Here is a 9,247-nt window from a genome sequence, read left to right on the forward strand (position 1 = left end):
CTGCAGGACTGCGGCGCCGCTGAGCCAAGGGCCCGGACGGTGGCGCAGGTAGCGGCGCTGATTACCGCCTGGCACGGACAGGGTCCGGTGGCCGTCGGTGGAAACGACGAAACCCGCCTCGTGGTGACGAGGCGGGTTTCGGAGTTGACGGTCGGCCGCGCGGTACGCTGACCGATACCGGGTCAGCAGAACTTCAGTTTGAACGGTGAGTTGACGGTCTGGAAGTAGCGGGTGAAGGTGCCCGAGATCGCCGCGCCACCCAAGCCCAGTGCGACACCGACCAACGCACCGATCGGGATCGCGATGCCAAGTGCGCCCAATGTGGTTAGGGCAAGGATAGCGCCGATACCAGTGCCAACCAGGGTGCCGATAGTTACTGCAACACCCATTTCGGTGGCCATGGTGGTCAGGGCTTCCTGATCGCGCTGCGCGCGCGTCTGTGGACCGCAGACAATCTGGCCGGGCTTGCGCTTGGCCACCTTGTTCGGGGTCAGGATTGCCGTGCGGCCGTTGACGGCCGCCGCGACATCGTGTTCAGCCTTATTTGGTGCGACGAAGGTCAGGTTGAACTTGTCGACAGTCTTGCCAGCATCGTTGCGGACCAGCAGGTAGCCGTCTTCGACGGCCATGCTGCCGTTGGCGATCCGAATCACCACGTTATCGGTGTTCCGCTGCACAGTGGCGTTGGCGGTGGCGGCCTTGGGCGCCGCGTGAGCCTGGCTGACGGTAAACGGCAGAATCGTAAGGATAGCGAGCACGGCTACGAGCGCGCGTCGGAAGAGAGTCATTCAGAATCTCCTGGTCTGGGCCCGCAGGCCAGGTGGGGATGAACGGCGCCATAGGTCACAGTTAGGGATACAGCGTGGCACCAGCGGTATGACGATAGCCGCGAATCGCTAGACGTTCCCAGCGGAATCGTGTAGAGGCGGAAACTTCATCCGAACATGCGACCCTCATTTGGGGGACAAGGAAGGCGCTTCCGCCTCAATGGCCCCAGCAGGGCACACGCGTACCCGTTGTTCGGCGCCGGGTAGGACGCGACATCGGCATCGGCGAGACTCCGGCGCGCCCTCCATCGTGGCGCTGCTACCCGATCCGAGTGGATGTGGGAAGCTTGGACGCGTGGCGCACGGGTACCCGGAAACAGACATTGAACAGATCCTGATCAGCGAGCAGCAGATCGCGGACCGCACCGCGGAGATGGCCGCTCGGATCGGCGAACGATACGCCGACGCGCCGGACGATCTCTTGCTGGTCGGCGTGCTCAAAGGCGCGGTCATGTTCATGACCGACCTGGCGCGGGCGCTGCCGGTCCCGAACCAGATGGAATTTATGGCGGTCAGCAGCTACGGCTCGTCGACGTCGTCGTCCGGGGTGGTGCGAATCCTCAAGGACCTCGATCGCGACATCGCCGGCCGGGACGTGCTGATTGTCGAGGACATCATTGACTCCGGTCTCACGCTTACCTGGCTGATGAAGAACCTGGCCACGCGTAGCCCACGGTCACTGGAAGTGGTCACCTTGCTGCGTAAACCGGCCGCCGTCGCGCTGCCGGTGCAGGTCGCTGACGTCGGCTTCGACATCGAGAACGAGTTCGTGATCGGTTACGGCCTTGACTACGCCGAGCGCTACCGCGATCTGCCTTTCGTGGCCCGACTGGACCCGGCCGTTTACTCCACCTGAGCGCGCTGCCACGGCTTCCGGCGTTCGCCCAGGCCGAACAGCGCGCCGGTTGTACCGAGTTGCCAGGTAGCCTCGTAGAAGCAACTCGCGAACGCGGGTGACACACCGAAGGGAAAAGGTCCGCGCGCCGGCCCGAACAGGGGAGCGGTGCGCGATACCGGCACAAAAGCATGAACCGAAAGAAGCTGTACCGGAATCTGGCCGTCGTGGCCGTCATCATCCTTGCCCTGTGGGGCTTCTCCGCCCTGCGCTCGGGCGACAGCGAGTGGACCACCGTGGACACTTCGGTGGCGATGGCCCAGCTCAACGATAAGAACGTCAAGGACGTGCAGATCGACGACCGCGAGCAGCGGCTGCGGATCACCACGAACACGCCGGTCAAGGTCGGTGACAAGGACGTCACCAAGGTGGAGGCGCTCTATCCGTCTGGGGTGTCGAACCGGATCTTCGCGGCGGTGACCGCTACCGGCGCGCCCTACCAGACCAACATCACCAAAGAGTCCGGGATCTGGCAGTCGCTGATCATCTTTGTGCTCCCGATGATCATTCTCTTCGGCCTGTTCTTCTTCGTGATGAGCCGCATGCAAGGTGGCGGACGCGGCGGCGTGATGGGCTTCGGCAAATCCAAGGCCAAACAACTGACCAAGGACATGCCCAAGACCACCTTCGCCGACGTCGCCGGTGCCGACGAAGCCGTCGAAGAGCTCGACGAGATCCGTGATTTTCTGCAGAATCCGGCGCGCTACCAGGCGCTCGGCGCCAAAATTCCCAAGGGTGTGCTGCTCTACGGTCCGCCCGGCACCGGTAAGACGCTGCTGGCGCGCGCCGTCGCCGGTGAGGCCGGGGTGCCGTTCTACACGATCTCCGGCTCGGAATTTGTGGAGATGTTCGTCGGCGTCGGCGCTTCCCGGGTCCGTGACCTCTTTGAGCAGGCTAAAGCCAACAGCCCGTGCATCATCTTTGTCGACGAGATCGACGCCGTCGGCCGCCAGCGCGGCGCGGGGATGGGCGGCGGTCACGATGAGCGTGAGCAGACGCTGAATCAGTTGCTGGTCGAGATGGACGGCTTCGGCGAGCGTTCCGGGGTCATTGTCATGGCGGCCACCAACCGCCCCGACATCCTGGACCCGGCGCTGCTGCGTCCGGGCCGCTTCGACCGGCAGATCCCGGTCGGCAACGCCGACATCGCCGGCCGCCGCGCCATCCTCGAGGTACACGCCAAGGGCAAGCCGATCGCTCCGGACGCCGACCTCGACGGACTGGCCAAGCGCACCCCCGGCATGTCCGGCGCCGACCTGGCCAATGTGATCAACGAGGCGGCGCTGCTGACCGCCCGGGAGAACAAGACGGTCATCACCGGTGAGATTTTGGAAGAAGCGGTTGATCGCGTAGTCGGCGGCCCGCGCCGCAAGAGCCGAGTGATCAGCGAACACGAGAAGAAGATCGTCGCCTACCACGAAGCCGGCCACACCCTGTCCGCGTGGGGCACCCCCGACCTGGACCCGATCTATAAGGTCACCATCCTGGCCCGCGGCCGCACCGGCGGACACGCCCTCGCCGTGCCGGAGCAGGACAAAGACGTGATGACGCGCTCGGAGATGATCGCCCGCCTGGTGATGGCGATGGGCGGTCGTGCGGCCGAAGAACTCGTCTTCCACGAGCCGACCACGGGTGCCAGCTCGGACATCGATCAGGCCACCAAAATTGCGCGCGCGATGGTCACCGAATACGGCATGAGCGGCCGCCTCGGTGCGGTCCGCTACGGGCACGAACAGGGCGACCCGTTTATGGGCCGCGGCGGAATGGGCGGTGGCACCCCGGAGTATTCGGCGGGCGTCGCCGCCGAGATCGACGACGAGGTGCGGCGTCTGATCGAGGCCGCGCACACCGAAGCGTGGCGCATTCTGGACACTCACCGCGATAAGCTCGATGAGTTGGCGGCGGCACTGCTGGAGAAGGAAACGCTGGTCCGCAAGGATCTGCAGGAGATCCTCGGCGACATCGAGAAGCGTCCGAGGATGACCGAGTTCAGCGAGTTCGGGCAGCGCACGCCCAGCACTAAGCCGCCGATCCAGACACCGGCCGAATTAGCTGCCGAACGTGGCGAACCGTGGCCGCCGGTGCCCGAGCCGGTCGCCGTCGGCCCGCAGGGTGAATACGGTCAGCCCCCGCAGGGTCAGCCCCAATATGGTCAGCCGCAATACGGCCAGCCCCAATATGGTCAGCCGCAATACGGTCAGCCGCAATACGGTCAGCCCCAGTACGGCCACGATCCGCAGAACGGTCAGCCGGTCTACGGTCAGCCGTACCCGGGGCAGACGCCGCCGAGCCAACCGTTCCCGGCGCAGCCGGGTCCGTCCAACGGCGGCGGCCGCCACAGTGGCGACCCGAACGGCCAGAACGGCCAGAACGGCCAGCCACATCCGGGCGGTACCTGGCCGGACTACGGTGCCCCGCGCGACTGGCAGGCGCCGGGCTGGCCGCCGACCGATGACCCGCGCAACAACTGACGACTAGCGCAACAACTGACGACCAGTGTGACGACGAAGGATTGCTGCATGAGCGACGAGGAGTCGTTGATCACCGCCGACGGCCGGGCTTTCGACCAGGAACGGGCGGAGGCTGCCGTGCGTGAGCTGCTGCTCGCGGTCGGTGAGGACCCGGACCGGGAAGGCCTGCGCCGCACCCCGCAACGGGTGGCCAATGCTTACCGTGAGATGTTCGGCGGGCTCTATACCGATCCGTCCGAGGTGCTGGCCACCGTCTTCGATGAGGACCATCGCGAGCTGGTGCTGGTCAAGGACATCCCGATGTATTCGACGTGCGAGCACCACCTGGTCTCGTTCCATGGCGTCGCGCATGTCGGTTACATCCCGGGGGCGAGCGGCCAAGTGACCGGGCTGAGCAAGCTTGCTCGACTGGTCGACCTGTACGCGCGGCGCCCCCAGGTGCAGGAGCGGCTCACCAGTCAGATCGCCGACGCAATGATGGACCGGCTCTCCCCGCGCGGCGCGATCGTGGTGATCGAGGCCGAGCACCTGTGCATGGGCATGCGCGGTATCCGCAAGCCCGGTGCCAGTACGACGACGTCGGCGGTGCGGGGGATCTTCCAGACCAGTGCAGTATCGCGCGGTGAAGCCCTCGACCTGATCACGCGCTGACGTGAATCGCGGCCGAACGCTGGTGATGGGCGTACTCAACGTGACCGCTGACTCGTTCTCCGACGGCGGCCGCTACTTGGACATCGACGCGGCTCTCGCGCACGGTCGGGCGATGGCGGCAGCGGGCGCCGATATCGTCGACGTGGGCGGTGAATCGACCAGGCCCGGCGCCCATCGCATCGAGCCGGACGTGGAAGTGGCCCGGGTGGTGCCAGTGATTGCAGCCCTGCACGGGGAGGGCATCACCGTCTCGGTCGACACCATGCGGGCCAGCGTCGCCGCGGCCGCCATCGACGCGGGCGCAGCGTATGTGAACGATGTGTCGGGTGGTCGTGCCGATGCGGATATGGGCCGAGTCCTGGCCGAGTCCGGGCTGCCGTGGATCCTGATGCACTGGCGGCCGTCCGATGGTGCGGGCGAGCGGCACTTCACGCACCGGCACGACGACGCCGAAGGCTACCGTGATGTTGTTGCCGAGGTGTCCGGGGAACTGCTGGCGCAGGTCGACGCGGCGATCGCGGCAGGCGTCGATCCGGACCGGTTGATTCTGGATCCGGGGCTGGGGTTCGCCAAGACGGCCGACCACAACTGGGCGCTGTTGCACGCGTTGCCGACGCTGGTCGGCCTCGGTTTCCCGGTGTTGATCGGGGCTTCCCGGAAAAGGTTCCTGGGTGCGTTGCTTGGCGGCCGGGATTCGGCGGGCCGCGATACGGCAACGGCGGCGGTGTCCGCACTGGCCGCGGCGGGCGGGGCGTGGGGAGTGCGCGTGCACGATGTCGCCGCGAGCCGCGACGCCGTCGCGGTAGCCCGAGCATGGCGGACAGGAGCGAGTCATGACTGACCGGATCGAACTGACCGGCCTGCGGGTGCGTGGCCATCACGGCGTGTTTGATCATGAGCGCCGCGACGGCCAAGACTTCCTCATCGACATCACCGTCTGGCTCGATCTGCGGCCAGCCGCGCGCAGCGACGAGCTGGCCGACACCGTCGACTATGGCGCCCTGGCCCACCTGGCGCACGACATCGTCGCCGGACCCCCGCGCGATCTCATCGAGACCGTCGGCGCCGAGATCGCCGACCGCATCATGACCGACGACCCACGGATTGCCGCCTGTGAAGTGACCGTGCACAAGCCGTCGGCGCCGATCCCACTGACCTTCGACGATGTGGCTGTGGTGACCCGCCGCTCCGGTAAAACCCCGCCGGCCAAGCGCGGATGACGACGCGCGCGGTGTTGTCGGTTGGCTCCAATCTGGGCGAGTGCCGCGCCCACCTGGCCTCGGTGACCGCCGCGCTGGGCGACCGTGTCGTCGCCGCGTCGAGCCTCTATGTGACGCCGCCGTGGGGCGGTGTGGATCAGCGCGACTTTGTGAACCAGACGGTGATCGCCGAAGCGGACTGGACGCCGCGGCAATGGCTGGATTTTTGCCGGGAGTGTGAGCAGGCAGCCGATCGGGTCCGCGAGGTGCGCTGGGGGCCGCGCACGCTCGATGTGGACGTGATCTCGGTGCACGCCGACGACGGCGTGGTTCGGTCCGCAGATCCGGAGCTGACGCTGCCGCACCCGCGCGCCGCCGAGCGCGCCTTTGTGTTGGCGCCGTGGCTGGAAATCGAGCCGGACGCGCAGCTGTGGACCGCCGCTGGCTGGCAACCGGTGGCTCAATTGCTGGCGGCCTTGCCGCCTGCGGAACGCGACGGTGTGCGGCGGGAAGGTAGCCGATGAGCCAGCCGACGACGACCCCCGGCGACGACGAACACAAGCTGGCGCCCACCCGGATTCGGGATCTGCTGGCGGTGGCCGTGGTGGCCGGCGCGCTGCTTTACGTCACCGCCCGCTATTACTACGGGAGCTTCCCGTCGCTGCCGTGGCTGGCCGGGCTGATGCTGTACATCGTGGCGGTACTGCTGGTGGTGGTCGCGTTCCTGGTGCGCGCACGGGTGGCGGCCGGCAACGTTGGCCCCGCGCCGGGCCAACTGCATCCGATCAACGTTGCTCGAGCTTTTGCGCTGGCGCGAGCGTCGGCCCTACTCGGCGCGATCGCCGTCGGCGGGTGGCTGGGATTGCTCGTCTTTCTCCTCGGCCGCCGGTATCTGGACGTGGCGGTGGCTGATACACCGGCGACGATCGTCGGGGCGATCGGCGGCGTGTTCCTGGTGGCCGCGGCCCTATGGCTCGAGCACTGCTGCCGGACTCCGGACGATCCCACCCCGGAGCCGAGCGTGCCGTCGGCCGATCCCGCCTGATCGGCGCGGTGGGCGACTCTCCGCGGTCGCTGTACGGCCCGGCGGGTACGGGAAGGTAAGTTGGCAATTATGTCCAGTACTGACAGCGCAGCCCGACCCGGACGTCGTTCGCCCCGACGAGATGGGGCCGGGTCGTCGAAGGACTCGGCGGCCAAGGTCGCTCCCGCCACTGACGATCCCACCGGGACTCGCGCGGCCGCACCGGCGGCGACCGGACAGTGGCTCATCGGGTTGTTCATCGTGCTGGCCCTGATTGCAAGTCTGCTGATGGTGCTGCGCAAAGACATCTCGCTGGCCGCTTCCCTCGCGGTGATCGCCGCGCTCTGGGCCGCGGTGATTGGCGCGATCCTGGTGACTAAGTATCGCCGTCAGGCCGACACAGCCGAGCACCGCAGTCGGGATCTGCGGCTGGTCTACGAACTCCAGTTGGAGCGCGAGATCGCGGCGCGCCGCCAGTACGAGTCCGAGGTCGAGGCCGCGATCCGGAATGAGGTGGCCGAGGAGAACAACGAAGAGTTCGAGGCACTCAAGACCCAGGTCCTCGCGTTGCGCGCCAGCTTGGAGAAGCTGCTGGGCAATCCGCTGCCGGAGGTTCCGTTGGCGTTGCGCCCGGAACGTCGTCGGGAACTGGGCTCTGGTCGCTCCGGTGCCAGCTACGTGCCAGCCACTGATGATCGCGTCGCAGCCAGCCTCGACTTCGAGACCACCGCGCCGCCCGCCGAGCCCGGTCGACACGCCCCGGCCCCTGCTGGTCCAGCCCCCGTCGAGAGTGATGTGGAGTTGACCGATCTGATCCCGGTCGTGACCGACGAGCACGTCGTCGACGACGGCGCAGACGAGTACGCGGTCGAGTACGACGAGGTGGTGGAGTACACCGAGGTCGAATATGTCGAGATGGAGCACGCCGAGCCCCAGTATGCCGAGCCCCAGTATGCCGAGCCCCAGTATGCCGAGCCGCAGTATGCCGAGCCCCAATACGAGGCGGCACAGTCCGGGCCTGGCTACTCCGCAGCCTCGGCCGACGACTACGCCCCACCGACCTACCCGGCCGACGCCTACGTCGCCCAGGGGTACGCACCCCCGGCTGTGCACCCACAAGGGCCGCCCGTGCCGGAGGTGCCCCCGGTGCCGCCGATGCCGCAACGGAGTCGTCGTGCCCAGCAACAGGAGGACGGCGGCGGGGCCCACACGGGCGGCCAGCCAGCTTCGGAACTGCTGAGCCGCCTCCGCGAAGGCAACTCCGATGCCAGCGGCTCCGGCCGCCGCCACCGCGACTGACACAGTCGCGTCAACTGCTGTCCGTAGGTGCCAGAATGTGGCACTTGTGGGCGGCAGTGCTTTTGTGGGCGATTTTCGGTGTTTGACTCGGCGATGTAAGAATTCCGCACCGGAATCTTCTGTTCGCCTGTGACCAGCAGGTATCCCGTAGCTCGTTCCCCGCGAGTGCCTCAGCTTCGTAGCGTCGTTGGTGACCGATATGCACGTGGCACCGGGCGGCCCGAACCCACTTCTCGCGGCGGCACCGGCCGCACTGAGCGAGGTCGACTATGCGCTGCCGGCCTACCAGCCGCGCCCACAACGCATCTGTCGCGGTACTTGTGAGTACGCGTACGAAACCCGCGACAGATGCCCCCATTTTTGCGTGTCCGACGTCACGTTGATGAGTGTCCCGGGGTGTCCGTTTTGGACACTTGGGGATGTCGTTTCTGCGGCCCCGTTTCGGCATTTTCCCTGGTGGCGGAGGCAAAAATTCCGGACCGGAATCTTCTTTTCGCCTCTGACCATTGGTTTTACTGAAAGTGGTTCCCTACGCTTGTGCGGGGCTTCGTAGCGTCGTTGGTGAGGGTTCGGCGCGCTTGCCGGCTCGTACGAGAACCACTGTTGGGGAGTGATGATGAAGTTTCGAGTGACTGCGTTGGCGGCCATGGTTGGTGTGATGTCGTTGTCGGGATTGCTGGCCGGTTCGGCCGATGCGGTGACGCACAAGACGCGTGAAGGTCTGGGGATCGAGTTGTCGGCTGCGCAGCAGTCGGTACGCAAGATCGCTCCGCTGGATTCCTCGCCGCTCTCGGGTGAGGCGCTGTTGTCGTCGAATGTGCATGCGGCGATCAAGAACATCGGCGCCAAGAAGGTGCGGGCGACGTTGGAGCTGGGTTACC

10 protein-coding genes are annotated in these 9,247 nt (G+C 66.6%); 9 read left to right on the forward strand and 1 reads right to left on the reverse strand.

Going from position 1 to position 9,247, the window contains the following annotated elements; all coding sequences use genetic code 11:
• Nucleotides 1-182 precede the first annotated feature (182 nt).
• Nucleotides 183-788 (reverse strand): hypothetical protein, encoded by a 606-nt coding sequence (locus WAW85_RS01185; RefSeq protein WP_422557835.1) that lies wholly within the window; start codon nt 786-788, stop codon nt 183-185.
• Nucleotides 789-1,122: 334 nt separating this feature from the next.
• Here WAW85_RS01185 and hpt point away from each other — a divergent pair, with 334 nt between their 5' ends.
• The 9 genes from hpt to WAW85_RS01230 form a co-directional block, all read left to right on the forward strand.
• Nucleotides 1,123-1,683 (forward strand): hypoxanthine phosphoribosyltransferase, encoded by a 561-nt coding sequence (gene hpt, locus WAW85_RS01190; RefSeq protein WP_422557836.1) that lies wholly within the window; start codon nt 1,123-1,125, stop codon nt 1,681-1,683.
• A gap of 170 nt (nt 1,684-1,853) precedes the next feature.
• Nucleotides 1,854-4,193: an ATP-dependent zinc metalloprotease FtsH gene (gene ftsH / locus WAW85_RS01195; protein ID WP_422557837.1), complete on the forward strand. Its 2,340-nt coding sequence runs from the start codon at nt 1,854-1,856 to the stop codon at nt 4,191-4,193.
• Nucleotides 4,194-4,241: 48 nt separating this feature from the next.
• Complete coding sequence (gene folE, locus WAW85_RS01200) at nt 4,242-4,844, forward strand: GTP cyclohydrolase I FolE (protein WP_422557838.1); 603 nt, start codon at nt 4,242-4,244, stop codon at nt 4,842-4,844.
• A 25-nt stretch (nt 4,845-4,869) separates the two neighbouring features.
• Nucleotides 4,870-5,685: a dihydropteroate synthase gene (gene folP / locus WAW85_RS01205; RefSeq protein ID WP_422557844.1), complete on the forward strand. Its 816-nt coding sequence runs from the start codon at nt 4,870-4,872 to the stop codon at nt 5,683-5,685.
• Nucleotides 5,678-6,064: a dihydroneopterin aldolase gene (gene folB / locus WAW85_RS01210; protein WP_422557839.1), complete on the forward strand. Its 387-nt coding sequence runs from the start codon at nt 5,678-5,680 to the stop codon at nt 6,062-6,064. Before folP ends, folB begins: the two co-directional genes overlap by 8 nt.
• Entirely contained in the window at nt 6,061-6,567 is a 507-nt protein-coding gene (gene folK, locus WAW85_RS01215) for a 2-amino-4-hydroxy-6-hydroxymethyldihydropteridine diphosphokinase (RefSeq protein ID WP_422557840.1), read from the forward strand. Before folB ends, folK begins: the two co-directional genes overlap by 4 nt.
• Nucleotides 6,564-7,088 (forward strand): DUF3180 domain-containing protein, encoded by a 525-nt coding sequence (locus WAW85_RS01220; protein WP_422557841.1) that lies wholly within the window; start codon nt 6,564-6,566, stop codon nt 7,086-7,088. Before folK ends, WAW85_RS01220 begins: the two co-directional genes overlap by 4 nt.
• A 69-nt stretch (nt 7,089-7,157) precedes the next feature.
• Nucleotides 7,158-8,366, forward strand: a complete 1,209-nt coding sequence (locus WAW85_RS01225) for a DUF6779 domain-containing protein (RefSeq protein ID WP_422557842.1) — start codon at nt 7,158-7,160, stop codon at nt 8,364-8,366.
• A gap of 616 nt (nt 8,367-8,982) precedes the next feature.
• On the forward strand, nt 8,983-9,247 hold a 265-nt coding region (locus WAW85_RS01230; protein ID WP_422557843.1), incomplete at its 3' end, for an MspA family porin.

The sequence above is a fragment of the Gordonia sp. (in: high G+C Gram-positive bacteria) genome (assembly GCF_049299075.1).
Lineage (GTDB): Bacteria > Actinomycetota > Actinomycetes > Mycobacteriales > Mycobacteriaceae > Gordonia.